Raw genomic sequence first — 21193 nt, forward strand, 5'->3', positions numbered from 1 at the left:
GCAGGGGACCAAAACCGTGGGCGCGAACTTGACGCCGCTGAAACTCCACTTCCCCTCGAGGTACCGACGTAGTCGGTACCGCCAACTCGCAACCCGACCCGCCCAGCGCTTCGGATGAAGCGCTGCCTCAACTGGAGGATCCGTGACCGGTCTCGACGTTCCTTTGACACCCATTCGCTTCCTCGAACGTGCAGTCGAGGTCATGCCCGACAAAATCGCAATCATCGACGGCGAGCGTCGATGGACCTACCGTGAATTCGGTGCCTCGGTACAGTCCCTCGCGAAAGCGCTCCGCGCTTCCGGTATTACGGATGGCGAACGCGTCGCATATCTGGCCACCAACTCCGCCGAGCTGCTCATCGCCCATTACGCCGTCCCGCTCGCGCGCGGGGTACTCGTTGCGATCAACACACGCTTGTCAGCGGCCGAGATCGAATACATCTGCGGGCATTCTGGTGTGCACCTGCTCTTCGGCGAGATCGAGCTACTGAAGCCGCTGCTCCACGCCGGACTCGATTTCTCCACCGTCGACGAGTGGATCGAACTACCGACGGTGGAAGGTCTTTTCACCGGATCTAACGAACTTCACAGCTATGACTCGCTGCTGACACGCGGCCAGGGCGATGATCTACGCTGGGCGATTGACGACGAAAACCGTACGCTGGCAATCAACTACACATCCGGCACCACGGGCCGCCCTAAAGGAGTCATGTACTCCCATCGCGGCGCCTACCTCAACTCGCTCGGCGAAATCTTACATGCAGGCTTTGACAAGACCACCAAGTATCTGTGGACTCTGCCGATGTTCCATTGCAACGGATGGTGCACGACCTGGGCGGTCACTGCCGCGCTCGGTACACACGTCTGCTACCGGGCGGTGCGCGCCGACAGCATGTGGTCGCTGATCGACGAGCACCAGATTACCCACCTCAACGGAGCACCGACAGTTCTGACCCTCCTGGCTAACGCTGAGCAGGCCCATCCCCTCACGACACCGTTAACCATCAGCAGTGGAGGTGCACCGCCCAGCCCCACCATCATCGCCGGGATCCGCGCTCTTGGCGCATCGATAGTGCACATCTACGGCCTCACTGAAACCTACGGACCCTACTCGGTCTGTGAACCCAAGCCCGAGTGGGACGAGGTGGATGTCGAGGACCACGCGAAACTCATGGCGCGCCAGGGTGTCGGCATGATCACTGCCCAGCGGCTGCGGGTTGTGCGTCCCGGGCTTTCACCGGCGGGCGAGTTGACCGACGTGGCCGCAGACGGCACAGAGATGGGCGAGATAGTCATGCGCGGCAATACCGTGATGAAAGGCTATTACGACGACGAGGACGGGACGCGGAAGGCAACCGAGGGTGGCTGGTTCCACTCAGGTGACCTGGGCGTCATGCATCCCGACGGATACGTGCAACTTCTCGACCGTGCGAAGGACGTGGTGATCTCCGGGGGAGAGAATATTTCGACGATCGAAGTAGAGCAGGCAATTCTGTCGCATCCGGCGATACTCGAAGCCGCCGTCGTGGGGGTACCTGATGACAAGTGGGGCGAACGGCCAAAAGCGTTCGTGATGACTGGCAATGGAGCGCACATCGACGAGGCCGAGGTCATCGCACACGTGAAGTCGCGGATCGCGTCATACAAGGCACCCAGATCGGTCGAGTTCGTCGACGACCTTCCCAGAACGTCAACAGGAAAGATCCGCAAGAACGAACTGCGTGATGCGGAGTGGAGTTCACGGCACAACATGATCAACGGCTGAGAACTGTCGAGCTGTTGCACTGGCGGTGGCGCCCGCCGCCGCGCCGGGGCATGTCCGGTGCCGAAAGGCTATTCCTCGGGCCGACCCGCGTTTGCACCGTGACTGCTTCGCAGAATGCCTGCACCAGAGCACTTCCGGCGTCTATCGGAGAGCGCAGTAATCACGTCGCCGCGGCGCGGAGATCGCCGAAAAATGGTGGTCGTGCTTGGGCATTGTGCTAACCCCCAGCGAGGTTGTAGGCGCACTGGTGCGCAAAATGCTGAAGTCTTGCGATGGGTGTTGCACAAACTACATGCCGATGCTCAACTATAGGCGAGTTCTGCACACGGGACTTCCTCTTCAGCAGGCGGATTCACCGACCGCCACTGGCGGCGTCGGGCTCTCACCAGAGCCGCCCGCTGACATCACCGACCGACCGCTCACGACCTGTGTCTGGCCGCAGTTCAGTCGGTCCCACGAACTCATAGGCAAGGACGCAATCTTATGCAGGGCACGAACACAGTCGACACCGGCATCAACGCCGCTCCCTCCCCGAGCCCCGAGGCGCTCGTGGAGATCGAGCGACGCGTGTTGTGGCTGTCGACCGCGATGATCCACCACGCGAACCGGGTTCGCCCCAACCCCACGGGGCTGAAGGTCGGTGGTCACCAGGCGTCGTGTGCGTCGATCGTGACCATTATGACCTCGCTCTGGTTCGAGCAGCTCCGTCCCGGTGACCGGGTGTCGGTCAAGCCGCATGCCTCTCCGGTGCTACACGGCATCAACTACCTGCTCTGCGAGCTGGACGAGAAGTATCTGACGACGTTGCGGGAGTTCGGTGGGTTGCAGTCGTACCCGAGCAGGTCGAAAGATCCTGATCCGGTGGACTACTCGACCGGGTCGGTCGGGATCGGGGCGACGGCGCCGATTTGGGGTGCCATCGCCCGCCGCTTCGTCGACACCCATCTCGGCGGTGCCGGGACGGGCCGGCAGTATTCGCTAGTCGGGGACGCGGAGTTAGATGAGGGCGCGGTGTGGGAGGCGATCCTCGATCACTCCGTCGCCGAACTCGGGGAGATCGTGTGGATCGTCGACCTGAACCGGCAGTCCCTGGACCGGGTGGTCCCGAACATCGCCGCCGGCCGACTCGAGGCAATGTTTGCTGCCGCCGGCTGGCAGGTGCTCACCGTGAAATTCGGGACCCTGCTCGAATCACTGTTCAGCCGACCGGGTGGGTCGGCGCTGCGCACCCGAATCCTGGACATGCCCAATCCCGAGTACCAGCGGCTGCTGCGCTGCACGGCCGAGCAGGTGCGGGACCGGCTGCCCGGCCGCGGTCCAGATGCGATGGAGATCGCCGCCCTGATCGCCGGTCTTGACGACGACACCGTCCTGCGCGCCATTCGCAATCTCGGTGGTCACGACCTGGACGCCCTGCGCGCCGCGTACGCGCAGATCGACGACACCCGTCCGACGGTGATCATCGCCTACACGATCAAGGGCCGCGGCCTGCCGACGCAGGGGCATCCGCAGAACCACTCCTCGCTGCTGACCGTCGAACAGTACGAACAACTCGCCACCGAACTGGGCATGGACTCGAAGAACCCATGGGCCCGGTTCGACACCGACAGCACCGCAGGCCGCGTCTGCGCCGCCTCCGCCGAATGGCTCGCCCGCGATCCCGTCGAACTGGCAACCCCGCCCGCGGTACCGGCCGACATCGGCCGCACGCCGTCCGGCACATCGACGACGCAGGCCGCACTCGGCCGGGCGTTGCTCGACCTGAGCCGCCAAGCCCCGGACGCCGCGAAGCGAGTCGTCACCGTCAGCCCCGATGTCAGCTCCACCACCAACCTGGCCGGCTGGCTGAACAAGGTGGGGGTGTGGTCGCCGAACGAGCGGCGCGACTGGTTCGACGACGACGCCGAGACGATCATGCACTGGCGGGAAAAGCCCACCGGGCAGCACATGGAACTCGGCATCGCCGAGACGAACCTGGTCGGGCTGATGGGCGAGCTCGGCGCGACGTGGAGTCGGTGGGGGCAGCCGCTGTTCCCGATCGGGGTGATGTACGACCCGTTCGTCGAACGTGCCCTCGAACCCTGGTCGTACGGCATCTACGCGGGCGGGCAGTCGATCCTGGTCGGCACCCCGTCCGGGGTGACCCTGGCCGCGGAGGGTGGGGCGCATCAGTCGATCAAGACCCCGTCGATCGGCCTCGAACAACCCGGGTGTGTGAGTTACGAACCAGCGTTCGCGATCGACGTGGAGTGGACCTTGCTCGACAGCATCTCTCGCCTGGGCCGCCCCGACGGCTCCTCGTCGTACCTGCGCCTGTCGACCCGCCCCGTCGATCAGACCCTCGCTGCCGTCCCCACCGATCCCGCTGCGCGAGAACGTCGCCGCCGTCAGGTCGTCGCCGGCGCCTACACCCTCCGCCACACCGACAACCCGGCGGTCACCCTGGTCGGCATGGGCGCCATGATCACCGAAACCCTCACCGCCGCCGACCGGCTGGCCGAGCAGGGGATTGCCGCCGACGCCGTGTGCGTGACCAGTCCCGGGTTGTTGTTCGAGGCGGTGCAGGCCCGCCGTGGACTCGCCGACGGCCCGTCGTGGATCCTCGACCAGGTGTTCCCCGCCGACCGGGCGGCACCGATGGTAACCGTCCTCGACGGCCACCCGCACACCCTCGCATTCCTGACCGGGATCAACAACGTCCCCGGCGCGGCGCTCGGCGTCAGCAAGTTCGGGCAGGTCGGCTCCCTCGACGACGTCTACGGCTACCACGGCATCGACACCGACAACATCGTCCGCGCCGCCCTCGACCTCACCGACTGACCCAGAGAGACATCACGAATGACCACGACACAGACAGGCACCACCGTGGTGTTGCCGTCGCTCGGTGAGAACGTCACCGAAGCCACGATCACCCGCTGGCTCAAGGCCCGTGGGGACCGAGTCGAGGCCGGAGAGCCGCTGCTCGAGGTGGCCACCGACAAAGTCGACACCGAGGTCCCCTCCCCTGCCGCAGGCACCCTCCTCGAAATTGTCGCCCCGGAAGACACTGTCGTCGAGGTCGGGGCGGCAATGGCCATCCTCGGCCCACAGTGCAGCGATCCCCAGGACACGCCGGCGCCCGCTGCCGCTCCAGAGGGGCCTGCACCCACATCCCTATCGAACCCGGCTCCCCCTCCAGCTTCACCGCCTTCCGCAGGTGACCGGGTGGAGAAGCTGCCCCGCATTCGGCGAACCATCGCAAAGCGCATGCTCGAATCCCTGCAGACATCAGCGCAATTGACCACGATCGTCGAAGTCGACGTCACCGGCATCGCACGTCTGCGTCTCCGGGAGAAAGATGCGTTCCTGCGCCGCACCGGGGTGAAGCTGTCTTTTCTGCCGTTCTTCGTCACCGCCGCCGTCGAAGCGCTCGCCGCGCATCCCGTGATCAATTCGTCCCTGAACGCCGACTGCACCGAGGTGACGTACCACGGGGCGGTGCACCTAGGCATGGCCGTCGACAGCGACAAGGGACTGATGGTTCCCGTCATCCGCGACGCAGGAGCATTGCGAATTCCTGAGCTCGCGAATGCAATCGCCGTCGTCGCGGACAGCGTGCGGGACGGGACGATCCGGCCCGACGACCTCTCCGGCGGCACGTTCACCATCACCAACACCGGCAGCCGCGGAGCCCTGTTCGACACCCCGATCATCAACCAGCCGCAATCGGCCATCCTCGGCATCGGAACCGTCGTCGAACGCGTCGTCCCCACGCGCGGCGAGGGCGGCGCACTCCAGATCAGCGTCCGGTCGATGGCGTACCTCTCACTGTCATACGACCACCGCATCGTCGACGGCGCCGACGCTGCCGGCTACCTCGCCGCCGTCCGTCGCATCCTCGAAGGCGGATTTCTCCCCTCGGACCTGCAGTGAATGCGCCAGCACACGTCCCAGGTTCTATGCCCGGACACCGCACCAGTGACGATCAAAGACTCGTCGAATTCGCCCTACGGTGGGCACCGATAGTTGCCCTCAACGACAATTTCCCCGACTTCGACGAGTACATCTTGCCGGAGTTCGGACTGCATCCAAAGGTTTACTATCGGAGACTCCTCACACTCCTTCTGACGCCCCCGAGCCCACGCCTGGATCCATCGGACCGGCAACACATCATCGCACTCTGCCAGCACAAGTTGGACGCCACACCACCGACAATCTGCAGTTGAGCGGAGCGAGCACCGAGTTCTCCAAACGATCATGTCCAAACAAACGAAATCGAATAGCCGTTCGGAGTATCCCGAACGCAGCACTACCACCGGAAACCACACGTCCATGTCCTCAGATTCCCTCACCGACCAGCTGAGCGCCTACCGCGGCCAGCGCCGCGCTCGAATGTCCGAGAAACTGCGTCGAGCGCGACACCGCCAGTTACCAGACGAAAGCGTTGATCTCATACGTTTCGCACAGGCATGGGCACCCTACGGAAGGGTGCCCACGGAAGAGATTTTCGTCCGATACGGCATGACAGCGGCGCGATACCTCGAGGTTCTTGCCGATGCCCTCTCAAAGCCGGACTGCGACCCCCAGATCGCCACCACGCTCCGATCCATTTACTTCTCACATCGCACATCACGGTCTGATGGGACCAAGCGACGCCGAGAGCTAGGGACTGTCCAGTTAACGGAGTAACTGTTTGGAATGTAGCTACTTTCGTCCGGCGGACAGACGTCCGTCGAAGGTGATCTCGAAGGCATTCAGTGCTGCCTTCCATCGGTTGGACCAGCGCTGGCGGGCGGTGCCTGTGGGGTCGAGGCTCATGATGGCCAGGTACACACACTTCAGGGCCGCGGCCTTATTGATTACGTGGAATCAGAACGAGGCTGGAACGATCTGGGCCAAGGAAACCACGGAACTGGGAGGCAGGCTTGAGAACGGTGGTGCTGGAGGAGAAGTGGCCGGTGCGCGGCAGGCACGAGCACGCGGCAGGCTGGTTGCGAGTGTGGGTCGATCTGGGTCGAGCACCGCGGACGATCGACGCGTATACGCGCGGGCTGGCGGAGTTCCTGCAGGTCTGTGAGGACCATGGCATCGACCCGGTCGCCGCTAACCGGGCTGATGTCGCGGTGTTCGTTCGCGAGCTGACCGGGGTCCAGAGCGAGAACGCGTGGCCGAGGATGACCGGTGAGTTGTAGTACGGATCGATGGTGTCCCAGATCAGTTCCTGGGGGAAGAATGTCGAGGCACGGTTGTAGTCCACGATCGACACGCTTCGCTCTGTCGGAGTGGAGGTCCTCGCCACCACGAGATACGTGCAGCCGGATCCGTAGGAAGCGGGGCCGTTGCTCAATCCCGGGAGCACTGTGACATCGGTGACGTCGGCCAAGGCCGTCGTGCGGACCACATCGAAGCGGCGCTACATAGGGCCACCACCGACAAGGCGCGCCGGGCAATTCGCGAGAGTCTCATCCCGGGAGGTCGGCGTTCGAGGTGTATCCGTTACATTCCGTCTCTATGTTATTGCACCACAATAGTTTTCGATTGCCGACAACACATATTATGCCACCTTGACTGCTCCGTATTTCATCAGATGCATCGACTTACGGTGCTGTCGATGCGCCCTGAAGATGGTCGCCCGAGGATGGGCGTCCCGCGAACGCCCTGTAGAGACGGACCCCAAATCCGACCGCATTGGCCTGGCGTATCGTCAGGGAACCCGAAATCCACGGAAAGTCACCTCATAACGGGGCCGGAACCCCTGATTCGTGTAGAGACGAATTGCACCGGTATTGCTGGGACCACGTGCAAGAAGGCACGTTCCCCGCGGGCGGAGATTCGGTCCATAAGGGTCCGAACGGGACGGGCGGCGTGGCCACCGCCGCGCGCCTCAGGTGCAGTGCATACAGCGCTGATCTCGGTCCAGCCCGCGGTGACGGATCCCCCGGTAGGCGCCCAGCTCCGGAGCGGGACCAGAACGGACCCGGACGAGTCCGGGCGACGAATTCGGACATATCCGTCACCATTGCATTTCCATCTCCGCTATGGACGGTGCGGTTGGCGCGGTTCATCTCTTCCAGGGCATAGCAATCCAGCGCCGGGTCGGGTGGGAAGATTTATGGGACAGCCCGGTTCACCGGTGCATGGTGCGGGGTGACCTGGCGATGGGTCAGTACCAGCGTGGCTGTCCAGGTGATAGCGAATGCGCCAACGACAGCGTATCCGAGGAATTCGAAGTTCTCGGCGATGGCGCCGATGGGGGCGAGCCGTCCTGGGGATGTGAACTGGCCTAGGGCGCGTCTGACAAACATGTGAAGCGTTGTGCACGATGATGTTCGGGTGACTCGGTTTCCGGTGTTGTCGGATGAACGATGGGATGCGATCGCGGAGCTGTTGCCGGCCCGTACGGGACGACCACGCCGGCCCGTACGGGCCGGCGTGGTCGTCCGTTCGCCGATGCCCGGTCGATCGTCGAGGACATCATCTACCGGTATCGGTGCGGGATCGCCTGGCGCGACGTTCCGCAGGTGTTCGTCCCCTGACAGACAATCTGGACCTGGCATCGGCGGCTTGCCGGTGACGGCACCTGGGATCGAGTGCTCGAACGGCTTCTGACCGCGGCCGACGCTTCCGGAATGATCGACTGGGCGGTGTCGGTGGACTCGACCATCGCTCGCGCCCATCAGCACGCCACGAACGTCACCCGCCACACAGGGGGCTGGATCGAATTACACGAATCCACACCTCGAGCCGCCTGACCACGCCATAGGCCGCTCCCGCGGCGGCTGTCGACCAAGATCCATCAGCTCGTCGACGGTCACGGGTTACCGCTGGTGGTGCTGGTGGCGCCGGGGCAGTCGGGCGAATCACCAGCTTTTCCCTACCTGCTCGCACACCTGCAGGTACCGCGTGCCGATGGTGGGCGTCCCCGCACCCGCCCGGATCGAGTCCGGGGCGACAAAGGCGTACTCCTCGCGAGCCCACCGCCACCTACTGCGCCGCCGCGCAATCGGGGCGGTGATCGCGGAACCGGACGATCAGGCCGGACATCGGCGCCGGCGGGGTTCACGTGGCGGCCGCCCGCCAGCATTCGACCGTGATGACTACCGGGGTCGCAACGTCGTCGAACGCCGGTTCTGTCATCTAAAACAATGGCGAGGACTGGCCACGCGCTACGACAAACTCGCCATCGTCTACCGAGCCGCAGTGGTCCTCAACACCGTCATCGCCTGGACCCAACATTTGTCGGAGATGCCCTAGTTCGACAGAAACCGATCCACGACCGCCGAGAATTCGCTTGCCCGCTCGACCTGCGTCCAATGGCCGCAGCGACTGAAGACGTGAAGATCAGCATTCGGCAGCGTGTTCATCAGGTTGATCCCCGCCTCGACCGGAATTACGCGATCCTCACGGCCGTGGACGATCAGGGTCGGGGTGGCGATGCGGGCGTAATCACCTGCCTCGATTCCTAGCTCGCTGGCCCCGGTCTTGGGGTTGATCTCCATCTTGCGGTACGTCTCGAATGCCCCGGGGGCGATGCTGGCCTCGTGCCGGAGTTGGACGAGTTCGGGGGTGATGATGGTCGGATCGACGGCGAAATACTTGATGAGCAGTTCCTCCATGCCCTTCAACGAAGGCTCGTATGTGCGCAGTGCGGCTAGGCCCTCGCTGGGGGTCATTCCAGGGCTTGGAGTACCCAGCAGCACCATCCGATTCAAAAGTTCGGGGCGCTTGATGGCCGTGGCCAAAGCGAGAAAACCCCCTAGCGAGTTGCCGACGATCGAAGTGCGTTCGATCTTCATCGCATCGAGGAATCCCCATACGTGATCAATCCACGTTTGCGCAGAATATCGAATGTCGGTGGGGCGCTCGGTGTAGCCGAACCCGACGAGGTCGGGCGCCAGCACGCGGTGACGCTCAGCGAGCACCGGGATGGTGTGCTGCCAGTTCGCCCACGCCGATACGCCGGGTCCTGAGCCGTGCAGAAGCAACACGGGGTCGCCGGATCCCGCCTCATGGAAGTTCGTGGCGATGCCGGCTACCTCGATCGTGGATCCTGGCTGTTCTGTCGTTTCTGTCGATACAGTCATCGGCGGGCCTTTCCTTCGTTTGCATTCATCTGTGTCTGTGATCCAGTTAACGTGTTCGGGGACTCGCCGAACATCCGGGAAAACTACGGATGTCCATATCGCGTCGACGCCGCAGATTGCACGCGCTGCGAAGATTCGGGCTCGCAGCTCGCTTCGGAATGTCGTTGCATCACTGAGATATTGACAGGATCAGTCGACGGGCGCCACGCCTGGGCCCCCGCGACCAGGAATGCCCTCTCGCGCGACGATCTAGTCCAGAAGGCCCGCGTCTCGGGCTACGCGGGCAAGTTCGGCACGCGTACGGATCATCAGCTTGCGTTGGATGCTGGCCCGATGGCTCTCGACAGTTCGTGGTGAGACAGTAAGTTCCTCGCCGATTTCCGTGTTGGTGAGGCCTGACGCGATAAGTTTCATCACCTCGAGTTCTCGCGAAGACAGTGCGTCAATGTTGGCCTCGGAAAATTTTTCGCGACTCCCTGTGTTGGGCGTCGCTGAAGGGAAGGAAATAAATCCTTCATCCCGCATCACCGCATGCAGGACCGATACAAGCTCCTCGTCGAGGCATTCCTTGGTGATGTAACCTCGCGCACCCCGCGCCTTGGCCTTGTCGATGTACCCCTTGGCGCCGTACATACTGAGCATCACGACACGGGTTTCTGGTGCAACGATGGAGATCTGCCCCAAAAGGTCGAGACCACTGCAATCGGTTAGTCGAATGTCGAGGACGAGTAGGTCCGGCTTGACGTGCTGCAACGTTTCCATAAGACGCGTCCCGGTTGATGGGGACGCCATCAGCTGGAAGTCCGGGGTGGTCTCGAGGATGCGCGCGATACCGGAGCGGATGATGCCGTGGTCGTCGCAGACAATTACGCTGGTCATCGTTCGATTGGCACCTCCACCATGATCGTTACGCCTTGTCCTGGAGGGGATTCGACACTTAGCCGTCCACCAGCAAGGCGCGCCCGTTCGCGCATTCCGATCAACCCGAGCGAACGACGCTGACCGGCGACCTCGAGATCGAATCCGGTGCCGTTGTCTTCGACTACGACACGCAGAGCATCACCGGAGTTCACGATCGTGACGCTGGCCTCGCTGGCGCCGCTGTGTCGGCCGATATTGGTGAGTGCCTCCTGCACGATCCGGAAGATGGCGGTAGCGACTGCAGCCGAGAGGGCTGGCGGCCGTGTCGGAGAGATGAGTTCGATGCGGATCGGGTAGATCTGACGGCAGTCCTCGACATATTGTTCAACGCACCCGATGAGCCCGAGGTCATCGAGCCCCGAAGGCCTCAATGACCACGCGACGGATCGGGCAACCTGTATTCCCTGACGGACGATCTTCCGGACGTCGGCGGCGGTCTGGCGCGCTGTCGGGCTTTCGGAGTTCTGTAGCGTGCTGAGTCTGTCGATCACCGTGGCGAACAGGTGACCGAACTCGTCGTGCAGATCTCGTGCGATTCTCCCCCGCTCGGCTTCCTGAACGGCAACCATCTGTTCGACGGACTGCCGCCGAAGACCTTCCCGCTCGATCACGGCGCCGGCGAGCGCGGCCAGAACCTCCATGGTTGGCCGGTGGTACTCCCCTTCCCCGAGCGGAAAGGCGGCGATGATTGACTTTTCGGCGTGCCCGTCTACGGGGACCCGCACAGAGAGGCGATCGGTCACCCTCATCTCCGGGCCTTCGCCGACCGTCCTCGAATCTCCGAACAATGGCGTCGGCAATGGCTCATGAACCCCGACCAGGTCGCTCGGCGCTGGCCCGTCAGCGATTTCCACCCGCCGCGCGGTCGTCGTAGCGAAGGTGGCGTCTCGCAGCTTGTCAAGAACCTCATCGAGATCATCGGACGCAACAATGGAGCTCACGGCGTCGAGAAGGGCACGGTGACGGGCTGGACCCCTGCCGACGAATAGCTCGCGTGGGTGCGCCGATTCGACAATCGCACCATCCACCCGTATGCCGAGCGATAGGCATTGTTCGGCCAGCGGCGGCAGGCCGCGCAGCGGCCCCCGTCGGGGCTCGAGTCCCACCAATGCCGCAACCAGGGCACATGCGGCAAGTTCGCCTTGCGCTTGTTGGCGGTGTGCGCTGCGACAGGCGGCGCCCAGCAGGATGCGCCCACGCCATTTGTGTCGCTGAGAGAACGACGCCAGTGCCCATTCCCGCAATACCGCGGGCCGCTCACTGCAGAAGACGACCGCCAACCGACGTGCGCGGCGAAGCAGGCGCCGGGCCGTTTTCGCCTGGTCACGGTATTCCGCGGTCCACGGGTCGGGTCCTGCTGCGAGCGAGAGACGGAGAACCTGAAGATATGAGGTGAGGATTGGGACGAGGAAGTGGTTCCGCAAGCCAGAGGCACGTATGATCTCGTCCGCCTGCCGAAACGCGTCGAGGGCTGGTGCGTACTGCTTGGGGGCGATCCCCCAGTCGTCGCCGGCGGTCTGGCTGAGTCGCAATGAGAAGTCGGCTAGCCGCAACGCGAGTGGCGCGAGGATGGGGGCAATCCCGGCGATCACGGCAGCGCCGCAGTATGCGTGTGCGCGCTCACGAGTGCCGCCGGCGGTATTGGCGAAACGTGCGCAACGCAGAATCGCCAACGCCACCCAGATCGGTGACTTGATGAACCACAGTTGGTACACCAGCCGGTCATGGATCAGAGCGGCCAGACGGCAGCGCTCCGTATCGACGGTCGCCCGGCCCAAACGTAGTCGGCGAGACAACCATCCCAATGCGAGGAGACCGACTTCGCCGACGGCCAGAAGACCGGCATGGGCCGAACTTCGGGGCATCCTCAGGTCGAGGCCGTGCATACCCCGCTGCATCCAATCTGTGGCGTCGTCGAATCGGCCTGTTTTGAAGGCAAGTTCACCGAGCAGAGCTGCGATTCGTGCAGCGTCAAGTCCCGAATGCGTACCGGTAAATTCATGTGCGCGGGCCAGTTCGTGCGCAGCCAGGTCGTAGCTCCCGAGAAGCATGTGGACCGTACCAAGGCCTTCGTACAGGCGAAACCTCGCGATGTCGTCCGCGGATTCGCACAGGGCGAGTCCCGTCTCGGCGATCTTGAAGTTGCGCTCGGCGACATCGAGTGCGTTGCGCCTCAGCCCCGCCTCGCCCGCGCGCAGAGCAAAGGGCACCGCAGACGCGGCGCGACCGGCTTGGTCGAAGTGATAGGCGATGTCGTAGTCGGCTCGAACTTCGAAGTGGCCCTGGAGTGCATGCGCCGCGCGCAAATGCAGCTCCCGGCGGGTGGCGTCTGTCAGGTTTCCCAGTACGGCTTCGCGGAGCCGATCGTGTGCGAATTCGAATTCGTTGCCATCGCCATCGGCGACGCGGCGCACAATTCTGAGCTGGGCTGCTTCCATCATGAGCTGTTCGACGTCCGTCGGGCTGGCCTGTAGGCACACCTGTAAGAGTCGTGAGGAAAACCGGCGCCCCAGCACCGCGCCTTGACGGATTGCCCGCTCTGTTTCCGGCGACAGCAGGCTCAACCGCGGCGAAATGAGCACATCGGTTCGCGCGCCGCTGTTCCCCGGCTCGGCGTGCGAATCGTGGATGTGGGGCTGCAACGCCAGTGCTGCCATCGCGCTCTCGTCCAGAAACCAGCGGTCAGACTTGTGCTTCAGCGCCGACGAATCGACCAGTGCCTGGAAGGCCAGCAGCGTTTCGAGCGGATTGCCCTTGGAGTACTTCGTGACGTAAGGGATGACCTCGTCGGGAATGCCGTCACTGATGGACCGGATCAGTGTCTCTGTGTCTTTGTCCGACAGGCTTTCCAGCCCGACGAATGTGATGTCGGTGACGCCCCAGGCAAACACCTGTGCAACAGCTTCCGTTCGGCAAGAACAGATCAGCGAGACGTTCGAATCGGAGCGCGTTCTATCGCTCGATATCGTCGCGGCCAGCCTCGCGAGCACTTGCCAGCTGAGATCGTCTGCCCATTGGCAGTCGTCGAGCACGATCAACCCAGGGCGTTCTTCATCGAAGACGGACAGAAGTAGTCGGGCGATCGACGTCGGCCCGGCGGGCGCCGTGTTCTTGGTGAACGACCGCTGCGCACCATGCGCGGCGGGCCAATTTTCTTCCAACGCTTCGGCTAATTCCGGTACTTGCTCGAGTGCCGCGGGAAGCAGGTCAGCCATGTCTTCGCGCACTCGCTGCGCTGCGAGAGGGTTGGCCATCAAGTAGGCAACCACGTCGCGCAAGGGGCCGGCGAAGAGTCCGAGTGGACGTGCCGGCGCATGGTCGAACGCACCCGTTCGCATCAGAGTCACCCCGGCCTCCTCGGCGTGAGCGACTACCGCATCCAGCAGGCGGCTCTTTCCAACCCCCGACTCACCGCTCAAGCACATCACCGTTCCCTGCGACCGGGCTGCGCCGTCGATGCTTGCGGTGAGTGCGGCAAGTTCGTCACTCCTGCCTACCAGCGGCGGCTCCATGTACGCGAGCGAGCCGTGGTGGCCGGACGGCGCGCCGGCAGAGGTTGGCCTGGTCTCCCTGCTGCCGGTCGCGACAACCGCTTCGGCGGCCGCGAGCACGTCCTCTGCGGTTTCGAACCGCTGGCCTGCCCGCGGATCGAGCAGCTTCAAAAATATCGGGCGCAGCGGGGCTGGGACGCCAACGATGTCCACTAGGTGGGAGGGCTCGGTGAACGCATCGTCCTGCGGTTTCACCCTGCGCAGGGCGCTGGCCGTCCTATTGGTTTCTGCGAGCGCCTCGAGCACAACCCACCCCGCGGCATAGATGTCGGCAGCAAAGCCCGCCGTCGGGTGTGCCAGTCCATGTCCTTCTGGAAGAAGATATCGGCTTTCGGTCAGATCGGCCGGGTGGGTCAGGCCACCGAGTTGACTGCGCGTCACGGTGGCGTCGAGGAGCACGAGTTCGTTGCTGCCCTCGGTGAGCATGATGTTGGCTGGCCGGACTCCGCCGTGGGCGATGCCCATGCGGTGCAGGCGCGCCAGCGCATAGAACAGGTTACACACCAGCTCGAGCTCGGCCTCGCTCGACACACGTGGCTCTTGGGCGTGCCATTCCCGGATATCGAGACCGGCGACGAAGGGCCGGACCAGCTCGACGTAATCAGGGCCCTTGCGGACGATCCGGGTGGGAACGATGTGCGGTAGCCGAGCCCTGCAGGTGGCCTCGAGCTCGCCCTCTAACCATTGCGCACTCCACGGCCGCTCCATCGACAGGTCGAGGCGCCTCACCACGAACCGGTCGTGCGCCTCGTCCGACAGGGCCAGTGTGGTCGTGATGCCAGGACTGTCCCGGAGCACCCTCACGGTGTCGAATCGCATGCTGTACTCCACATCGGTGGCATCGTTGCCATCCAGATCATTGTGTCCTACGACGGGCGTTCACACCACGACTTGGGACGTGTGCCGCAGCCCTAGTGACTCCCCACGAATTTGTGGCCCCACATGCTGATTTTGTCGTAGCGCACTACCGACCATCCCGGTTCAACTTGCCGAGCCCCCCAGCCGTACTCGACAGCAAAACCTGACGGGGTTGCGCCGTAGAACGAAAGCATGTGGTCGTTGGTGTGGCGACCGAGCGTCATGACCACCGACTGGTCCGCGTCGAACTTGTCATAGGCAAAACCGACGTCGTCCATGCGTTCGAGCTCGAGCATGAAGTGGTGAAGCTTCTTGGTCTGCGGAAGACCGACGATCGCCAAGCTGTGGTGGCGGCCATTGCAGTGCAGGAAGTGAAGTTTTGCCGTCACGTCTCCGGGAAGCGTCCAGTCGATGATGTCGGACAGATGCAAGCCCAAACCCTCGACGTAGAACTCCATGGCAGCGTCGATGTCCGGCACGGCCATCACGTAATGGCCGAGACCCTGGTCGCCGGTGAGGAACGATCCGACGCCGGTCGGCGAGACGAACGGCTCCTCGAACAGCTCTGTCGCACCATAGTAGATCTCGACTCGCGTGCCCATCGGGTCCGAACACGAGATCAGCCCGAGGACACCCCGATCTGCCGCCAACTCGCTACCCTCCGCGGTCACCTTGATGCCCTGCGATTCGAGACGCTCGCCGATTGCGTGCAGTGCCTCCGCGTTGTCGACTTCGAAGCCGGCGAACGAGATGTCATCCGACGCACCCTTCTCGACCGACAGTCGCCAGCTGCGGCTGTCGGTCCTGAACCGAGCCGAGTTATCGTCTCCAGCAGCCTCCATCGCACCCAGCTTCTCAGTTGTGAACGACCGCCAGGCCTGCACATCTGATACTTCGAAGCCCATGTAACCGAGTCGTTGAACGCTCATTTTCCAGCCTTTCCGAACGCGGCTTTCGCCGTCGATAGTCACCGATCGCCGTGTGGCGACGGTGGAAACGCGCTACCGGCGGGCGAGTGAGACCTCGCGCGCCAGTAGACGGGGCGCAGTTATGGGGCGACGCGACCGACGACCTCGTTCGGCGCGAAGTGGTCGTCGAGCAACGATCCGCGGTTGGCCTCGGTGAAGCCGCGAACTCCCAAACCGCCGTCGTAATTCAGGATGCTCCCGGTCAGCGGAACGGTTTCTGCTCGCGTGGCGAACAGAACGTACGCTCCTGTGCTTTCCGTCGCGGTGGCCATCTGGCCCGTCGGCAACACCTGCGAAAGCATGTCCGCCAACGGAATCGACGAGATGCTGGTGTCCTGGAGGTTCAGCGCTTTGAGGCCACGAAGGTCGGATCCGCCGAGACCGCCCGGCGCGATGCCGTTGACCCGGATGTGGGGACCGAGCTCGTACGCGAGCTGCTTGACGATTCCGACGACCGCGTGCTTTGACCCCGTGTACAGAGCACCTCCACCGGAAGTATAGAAACCCGCGTTGGAGATAGTGAAAGTCATGCTGCCTTTACTAGCGTACAAGGCGGGAAGGCAAGCCTTCGCGCCCAGCAGGTACCCCTTGACGTTGACGGAGAACATCTCGTCGAACGCCTCGCTGAGCGTGTCGTCCGGTATATCGACCAACGCCGTCGAGTAGTCCCACACGCCCGCGTTGCCGATCAGGGTGTCGAGCTTTCCGAAGTTTTCCACGCACTTGGCGACCGCTTCCCGATGGCTGTCGAGAAAACGCACATCGCCTTCGACGACAGCCACGGCGTCGCCGTGGGCCTCCTTCAGCTCCGCCAATCCAGCCGGGGAGCGATCCAGAACGGCAACGGACGCGCCTTCGGAGACGAAGCGATCGACGATCGCACGCCCCAACCCAGCAGCTCCGCCGGTCACCAGCGCGACTTCACCTTTGAGTTGCAATGTCCTTCTCCTTCACGTAAGTGCCGCTTCGCGACGAGCTGCTTGATAAATTTTTCGCAACTCCATATCGGAATCCGAGAGAGCGTCCTGATTCACATGGAGGCCAGCGTCGACGAGACGAGCCGCCATGGCGAAGTCGCGCGGCGCATCTACCGAAACCGCGGCCATCACGCTGCCGTTGTCCACCCTGAACAGCACAGCTGCGCCGTCCTCGAGATTTCCTCGCGCGACGAAAGTGCCGGCTCCCTCGATATCCCCGACCATCTGAATGTGACGACCAGCAATCTCGGTCCAGGACAGAGGTACCTGTGCAGCGGGAACGGGGCTGCCGAGCATCGCCGACGCGACGGCGGCGGCCTCCTTCTGGCTGTTGATGTAGGTTTCGAGCGATCGTCGACCGCCTGTTCGAAGGGGCCACGAAGCGGCGTCGCCAGCGGCGAAGACACTCTCGGCACCGGTACCGCCGGAGGCGTTGACGACAATGCCGCGACTGCAGCGCAGTCCGGACTCCTCGGCAAGCATTGTCTCGGGTTCGGCTCCGACACACAGGATTGCGGAGTCTGCGGACAGAACCTCTCCTGCGGTGTCGATAACACCGGTGAGCCGATCGGTGCCCGTGAACTCGGCCACTCCTGCGTTCAATCTGACCGTGACGCCGAGTTCTTCCAAACGCTGTCGGCACCATCGACCGATTCGTCGACCGAGAACACGTTGGAGCAATTCGTCCGACGCTTCCAGGATGGTGACGTCAAGGCCCAGCTTGCGGGCGGTGGTGGCGACCTCGCACCCGATCAGACCTCCTCCGACTACGATGAGGTGTTGACCCGGGTGCCACTGCTGGCGGAGTTCGTAGGCGTCGGTCGCGGTCCGTAAGGTGGCAACACCGGCCAGCGTCACGCCGGGGATGGCTGCCGCGCGCGCACGCGCTCCGGTGGCCAGCAACACGCGATCGGCTTTCAGCGAGGAACCATTGTCGAACTCGAGTTCGCAACGTTCGACGTCCAACCGCACTGCCGTCGTGTCCAGCACCATCTCGACCCGCAAGTCGGCGATGGAGTCCGTCGGTAACAGCAGCGGAGGGTGGCTCTTGTCTCCGCACAGGACCGTTTTGGAGAGCGCGGTGCGGTCGTAGGGATGTTCCCTCTCTTTGCCGATCAGGAATAGACGCCCGTCATATCCCTCAGACCGCAGCGCCTGCACCGCAGCCACGCCCGCGACGCCACTGCCGACGACCGCAATAGTCGAGACCATCAGACTGTCGCTTCGCTGTCCAGTTCGACGAACACTTCGTCTCCCTCGACTTTGGTCGCGAAGGTGCGGAGAGGTACGGAGGCGGGCAAAGCCTTCACCTTGCCTGTTCGTACACAGAACTTCGCCCAGTGCAATGTGCACTCGACGACACCGCCCTCGAGCATTCCCTCGGCGAGCGACCACTCGTCGTGCGAACAGGTGTCCTGGACTGCGAAGAACTCTCCGTCGACATTGGAAACCAAGATGGGCTCCGCGCCACCTTCGAAGCGCAGCATTTCACCCGGTGGTAGGTCGTTCGAGTTACAGATCCGTGTGAGAGGCATTGATGGGTCCTAAAAGAAGAAGCTGAGATTGTTGGACAGAATTGTGCTCTGATCCAGCAATATTGTCCGTCGCACGATTTCGAATCCGCTGTCGCTGCCCGTTCTCCGCAGCAGGTCTTTGCGTTCGCCTGCGAAGATGTCGACCTGCCGCTCCAGACGGTTTCGGTAGACGACGAAGACGTTCGACGTCTCGTATTCGCCGGACCTCTCGCCATCGACCACCATGACATTCGAGATCACGTGCCGCGTGCGCGAAGCGGGATTCTCGGACCAGCTGACATCCGAGGTGATCTTGCGCAGACGCTGACGCATCTGCAGGGCATCTTCATCGAAATGCGCGTAGTCCCTGGGACCGTTGTACTCCTGAGAAGCTTCACGCATGACGCGCGTAGTCCGAATCGGCATCAGGTAATGGATGTCGTCCGCCAGGAGTGCGAACCATTCTGGGTATCGGCGGTCGTTGAGTAGCTTCGCTTCCCAGTAATAGAATTGCTCTATTTCCTGCTGCAGCGCCACGTCGATGGGCGCTGGTTTAGTAAGAAACGGAATGGTTGGTGACGTTGTATCGATCATGGCGGTCCTATGTGTCTGCCGGAGGTCTCTCGTGCGAGAGACCTCCGGTGGCGGTTACGTGAGCGCTGCTTCGTCCTGCGGGATGCGAGTGGCATTGAGGGCGGCCCAGTCCGGGGACGTCATCATTCGCACCCAGTGCGAGTACAGCCCGCGGGCAGCTTCCTCGCTGTAAACGTTGCTGATCGTCCCCGGGTAGTCAGCGTCCGTCCGAGTCTCGCCCAGCCCCATCTCCGCATTGAACGGGCGGCTACGAGCCATGTGACCACGCAGCACCTGCTGGATCTCGACCCAGTTCTCACCGTCATCCTGCTCGAAGACGCCACCGGCCGAGAAGCTGCGCATCGACTGAATACGGAATTCGTCCTTGATGTCCTCGGGTGCGTCGGCATCGACAATGGTGAACGCCCAGACTTCGATCTCGTTCGGGCCACGGGGATGCCATGACCGCACGGTGTTCAGACCTGGCAGGAAAGAGCAGTTCGGAAAGATGGTCATGTGCTCTGCAGTCACCTGAGAACCACGCACGATGCTTCCGAGCCTCTCGACCGCTTTATCGGCGGCAGGCCCCTGGGTGTTGTACTGCGCAATTTTCGGTCCGGTGATGGCAAGAAGCAGCGCGGGGTCGTTGATGTAGAACCCGGTGCCGTGGCCGCCCCAGGGAGCACGGTATTGGATGCCCGTCGTCGGGGGCGCAACCTGGCTGATGTCGATGTGCTCGGGTAGCCCTGCCAGAATTCCGGAAAGGTGCGCGGTGGTTGCCGCGTGATACATATCGCTGGCGAACTGTTCTGCAGCCAACTTCCAGTTGCACGGAATGACCCACTTCTGAACGCCCGGGATAGCTTCGGTACCCGCTTCGGTCCGGTCCAACATGTGGTCCATGTAGAACTTCGCATCGCCCAAGTAGGTCTCGAGGTCAGGGGCGTCGGCGTCCCAGTTGGCGAAAATGAGGCCCTTGTAGGTTTCCACTCGAGCTTTGAGTGGACCCCACTCTTCCTTCTTGAGATTGGGGAAGGCTTCCTTCTGCATCGGCACGCTCACCAAGTTGCCGGCCATGTCGTATGCCCAGCCGTGGTAGCTGCAGGTCAGCGACTTCGCGTTGCCCCCGTCAGCGCGGCAGATGCGCATTCCGCGATGGCGGCACTGGTTGAGGAAGACGCGAATGCTTCCATCCTTCTGACGAGCGACGATCACCGGGTCTTCACCCATGTAGTTCGTCATGAAGTCGCCAGCGTTCGGAATCTGGGTCTCGTGGCCCATCATCAACCACGAGCGAGCGAATACGCGCTCCAACTCCTGCTCGTAGATGGCCTCGTCGGTGAAGATTTGGGGATCGATCCGTCCGTTCTTCTCGTCGACGAGCGCCGCGATGTCCTCATCGGCCCATCTCGGCTTGTCCTTCGTCAGCGTAGGTCCACAGTTCGGTTCAGTCATAGGGTTGGCCCTTCTCCCGTCGGTAAGCCGCAACGTTGTACGGTCGTCGTTTGCGTGTGCGTCGAACCGATTCCTCTCCGAGGGGAAAGGATCAGATCCGTAAGAGTGCTCACTAACAGAACCAATTGTGTCCCGCGTCTCACCGATCAACATCCGGGAAAACTACTGAACCGGCGTCCTGATTCATCAGCCGTTCTGTGCAGGGAGCTTGACGCAAAGCCACCCGGCTTTCGCTCCTAGTCTGAACGGGACTGTGCGAAAGTCTGTTCCACAATCCGGGGCTGGCGGATTTCGTTCTCCTTCATCCACGGGACCGCAGCGCCACGAGTGGGTCGAGGCGCGTGCATGGGTGAATCTCTGCGGGCGCTTCGACGTCGAGAATCGTGAATTTCTGGGTAATCGCCTTCGGCGAGGTGAGTCCACAATATGGGCCCAGACCCGCCAACTGAACGTGCACTCCAGAACCGTGTTTGCCCCACCTGCCATGCAGACCTTGATAAACCTGCCGAGGAGCTTCTTCGCCCCGCTGTGCACACGCGTTGCGAGTT

Annotated in this window: 17 protein-coding genes and 1 pseudogene; 7 read left to right on the plus strand and 11 right to left on the minus strand. The window is 62.9% G+C overall.

Annotation, left to right across the window (positions count from 1 at the left end; translation table 11 throughout):
• The first annotated feature begins 142 nt into the window (after nucleotides 1-142).
• The 3 genes from HYG77_RS01235 to HYG77_RS01245 all read left to right on the plus strand — a co-directional run bounded on the left by HYG77_RS01235 (nucleotide 143) and on the right by HYG77_RS01245 (nucleotide 5677).
• Nucleotides 143-1765: an AMP-binding protein gene (locus HYG77_RS01235; protein ID WP_208961654.1), complete on the plus strand. Its 1623-nt coding sequence runs from the start codon at nucleotides 143-145 to the stop codon at nucleotides 1763-1765.
• A gap of 483 nt (nucleotides 1766-2248) precedes the next feature.
• Complete coding sequence (locus HYG77_RS01240; protein ID WP_208961655.1) at nucleotides 2249-4585, plus strand: pyruvate dehydrogenase; 2337 nt, start codon at nucleotides 2249-2251, stop codon at nucleotides 4583-4585.
• 18 nt (nucleotides 4586-4603) lie between these two features.
• Nucleotides 4604-5677, plus strand: a complete 1074-nt coding sequence (locus tag HYG77_RS01245; protein ID WP_208961656.1) for a 2-oxo acid dehydrogenase subunit E2 — start codon at nucleotides 4604-4606, stop codon at nucleotides 5675-5677.
• A 771-nt stretch (nucleotides 5678-6448) separates the two neighbouring features.
• On the opposite strand, the pseudogene HYG77_RS01250 reads toward HYG77_RS01245, so the two are convergent.
• Nucleotides 6449-6601: pseudogene (locus HYG77_RS01250) on the minus strand (IS256 family transposase); the annotation flags it as partial.
• A gap of 68 nt (nucleotides 6602-6669) precedes the next feature.
• On the opposite strand from HYG77_RS01250, the gene HYG77_RS01255 reads away from it, so the two are divergent.
• Nucleotides 6670-6936 carry a hypothetical protein gene (locus HYG77_RS01255; protein ID WP_208961657.1) on the plus strand — a complete coding sequence of 89 codons (267 nt, stop codon included), beginning with the start codon at nucleotides 6670-6672 and terminating at the stop codon, nucleotides 6934-6936.
• Nucleotides 6937-7474: 538 nt separating this feature from the next.
• On the opposite strand, the gene HYG77_RS39355 is transcribed toward HYG77_RS01255, so the two are convergent.
• The gene (locus HYG77_RS39355; RefSeq protein WP_348273594.1) at nucleotides 7475-7744 is read right to left on the minus strand and encodes a GNAT family N-acetyltransferase; all 270 of its coding nucleotides are present in this window, start codon (nucleotides 7742-7744) and stop codon (nucleotides 7475-7477) included.
• A 365-nt stretch (nucleotides 7745-8109) separates the two neighbouring features.
• On the opposite strand from HYG77_RS39355, the gene HYG77_RS39360 reads away from it, so the two are divergent.
• From HYG77_RS39360 to HYG77_RS39370, 3 genes are all read left to right on the plus strand, one after another.
• Entirely contained in the window at nucleotides 8110-8280 is a 171-nt protein-coding gene (locus tag HYG77_RS39360; RefSeq protein WP_244373396.1) for a hypothetical protein, read from the plus strand.
• Between the two features lie 54 nt (nucleotides 8281-8334).
• Nucleotides 8335-8496: a hypothetical protein gene (locus tag HYG77_RS39365; RefSeq protein ID WP_244373398.1), complete on the plus strand. Its 162-nt coding sequence runs from the start codon at nucleotides 8335-8337 to the stop codon at nucleotides 8494-8496.
• Nucleotides 8497-8653: 157 nt separating this feature from the next.
• A complete protein-coding gene (locus HYG77_RS39370; RefSeq protein ID WP_244373400.1) occupies nucleotides 8654-8998 on the plus strand; it encodes a transposase in 345 nt (114 codons plus the stop codon).
• Here HYG77_RS39370 and HYG77_RS01270 read toward each other — a convergent pair.
• The 9 genes from HYG77_RS01270 to HYG77_RS01310 all read right to left on the minus strand — a co-directional run bounded on the left by HYG77_RS01270 (nucleotide 8995) and on the right by HYG77_RS01310 (nucleotide 20645).
• A complete protein-coding gene (locus HYG77_RS01270) occupies nucleotides 8995-9828 on the minus strand; it encodes an alpha/beta hydrolase (RefSeq protein ID WP_208961658.1) in 834 nt (277 codons plus the stop codon). The two genes, HYG77_RS39370 and HYG77_RS01270, sit on opposite strands and share 4 nt — an antisense overlap.
• Before the next feature lie 249 nt (nucleotides 9829-10077).
• Nucleotides 10078-10707, minus strand: a complete 630-nt coding sequence (locus HYG77_RS01275; protein WP_109329736.1) for a response regulator transcription factor — start codon at nucleotides 10705-10707, stop codon at nucleotides 10078-10080.
• Nucleotides 10704-15119, minus strand: a complete 4416-nt coding sequence (locus HYG77_RS01280; protein ID WP_208961659.1) for an AAA family ATPase — start codon at nucleotides 15117-15119, stop codon at nucleotides 10704-10706. Before HYG77_RS01280 ends, HYG77_RS01275 begins: the two co-directional genes overlap by 4 nt.
• A 92-nt stretch (nucleotides 15120-15211) precedes the next feature.
• A complete protein-coding gene (gene bphC, locus HYG77_RS01285) occupies nucleotides 15212-16087 on the minus strand; it encodes a biphenyl-2,3-diol 1,2-dioxygenase (RefSeq protein ID WP_105416154.1) in 876 nt (291 codons plus the stop codon).
• Between the two features lie 119 nt (nucleotides 16088-16206).
• Entirely contained in the window at nucleotides 16207-17064 is an 858-nt protein-coding gene (bphB, locus tag HYG77_RS01290; protein WP_208961660.1) for a cis-2,3-dihydrobiphenyl-2,3-diol dehydrogenase, read from the minus strand.
• A 12-nt stretch (nucleotides 17065-17076) separates the two neighbouring features.
• Entirely contained in the window at nucleotides 17077-18315 is a 1239-nt protein-coding gene (locus tag HYG77_RS01295) for an FAD-dependent oxidoreductase (protein ID WP_208961661.1), read from the minus strand.
• Nucleotides 18315-18638 (minus strand): non-heme iron oxygenase ferredoxin subunit, encoded by a 324-nt coding sequence (locus tag HYG77_RS01300; protein ID WP_109329728.1) that lies wholly within the window; start codon nucleotides 18636-18638, stop codon nucleotides 18315-18317. The genes HYG77_RS01295 and HYG77_RS01300 overlap by 1 nt, the downstream gene beginning before the upstream one ends.
• Nucleotides 18639-18647: 9 nt before the next feature.
• Nucleotides 18648-19211 carry an aromatic-ring-hydroxylating dioxygenase subunit beta gene (locus tag HYG77_RS01305; protein ID WP_105416146.1) on the minus strand — a complete coding sequence of 188 codons (564 nt, stop codon included), beginning with the start codon at nucleotides 19209-19211 and terminating at the stop codon, nucleotides 18648-18650.
• A gap of 54 nt (nucleotides 19212-19265) precedes the next feature.
• Entirely contained in the window at nucleotides 19266-20645 is a 1380-nt protein-coding gene (locus tag HYG77_RS01310; RefSeq protein ID WP_109329726.1) for an aromatic ring-hydroxylating dioxygenase subunit alpha, read from the minus strand.
• Nucleotides 20646-21193: the final 548 nt, after the last annotated feature.

The organism is Rhodococcus sp. ZPP (genome assembly GCF_017656075.1).
GTDB classification, from domain to species: Bacteria; Actinomycetota; Actinomycetes; order Mycobacteriales; family Mycobacteriaceae; genus Rhodococcus_F; species Rhodococcus_F oxybenzonivorans.

What these genes read in the sequence shown, in the direction of transcription:
- HYG77_RS01300 (WP_109329728.1), bottom strand. Translation starts at nt 18,638, where the DNA reads ATGCCTCTCACACGGATCTGTAACTCGAACGACCTACCACCGGGTGAA.
- HYG77_RS01295 (WP_208961661.1), bottom strand. Translation starts at nt 18,315, where the DNA reads ATGGTCTCGACTATTGCGGTCGTCGGCAGTGGCGTCGCGGGCGTGGCT.
- HYG77_RS39360 (WP_244373396.1), top strand. Translation starts at nt 8,110, where the DNA reads ATGGGATGCGATCGCGGAGCTGTTGCCGGCCCGTACGGGACGACCACG.
- HYG77_RS01275 (WP_109329736.1), bottom strand. Translation starts at nt 10,707, where the DNA reads ATGACCAGCGTAATTGTCTGCGACGACCACGGCATCATCCGCTCCGGT.
- HYG77_RS01280 (WP_208961659.1), bottom strand. Translation starts at nt 15,119, where the DNA reads ATGCGATTCGACACCGTGAGGGTGCTCCGGGACAGTCCTGGCATCACG.
- HYG77_RS01240 (WP_208961655.1), top strand. Translation starts at nt 2,249, where the DNA reads ATGCAGGGCACGAACACAGTCGACACCGGCATCAACGCCGCTCCCTCC.
- bphC (WP_105416154.1), bottom strand. Translation starts at nt 16,087, where the DNA reads ATGAGCGTTCAACGACTCGGTTACATGGGCTTCGAAGTATCAGATGTG.
- HYG77_RS01245 (WP_208961656.1), top strand. Translation starts at nt 4,604, where the DNA reads ATGACCACGACACAGACAGGCACCACCGTGGTGTTGCCGTCGCTCGGT.
- HYG77_RS39370 (WP_244373400.1), top strand. Translation starts at nt 8,654, where the DNA reads ATGGTGGGCGTCCCCGCACCCGCCCGGATCGAGTCCGGGGCGACAAAG.
- HYG77_RS01270 (WP_208961658.1), bottom strand. Translation starts at nt 9,828, where the DNA reads ATGACTGTATCGACAGAAACGACAGAACAGCCAGGATCCACGATCGAG.
- HYG77_RS01305 (WP_105416146.1), bottom strand. Translation starts at nt 19,211, where the DNA reads ATGATCGATACAACGTCACCAACCATTCCGTTTCTTACTAAACCAGCG.
- HYG77_RS01310 (WP_109329726.1), bottom strand. Translation starts at nt 20,645, where the DNA reads ATGACTGAACCGAACTGTGGACCTACGCTGACGAAGGACAAGCCGAGA.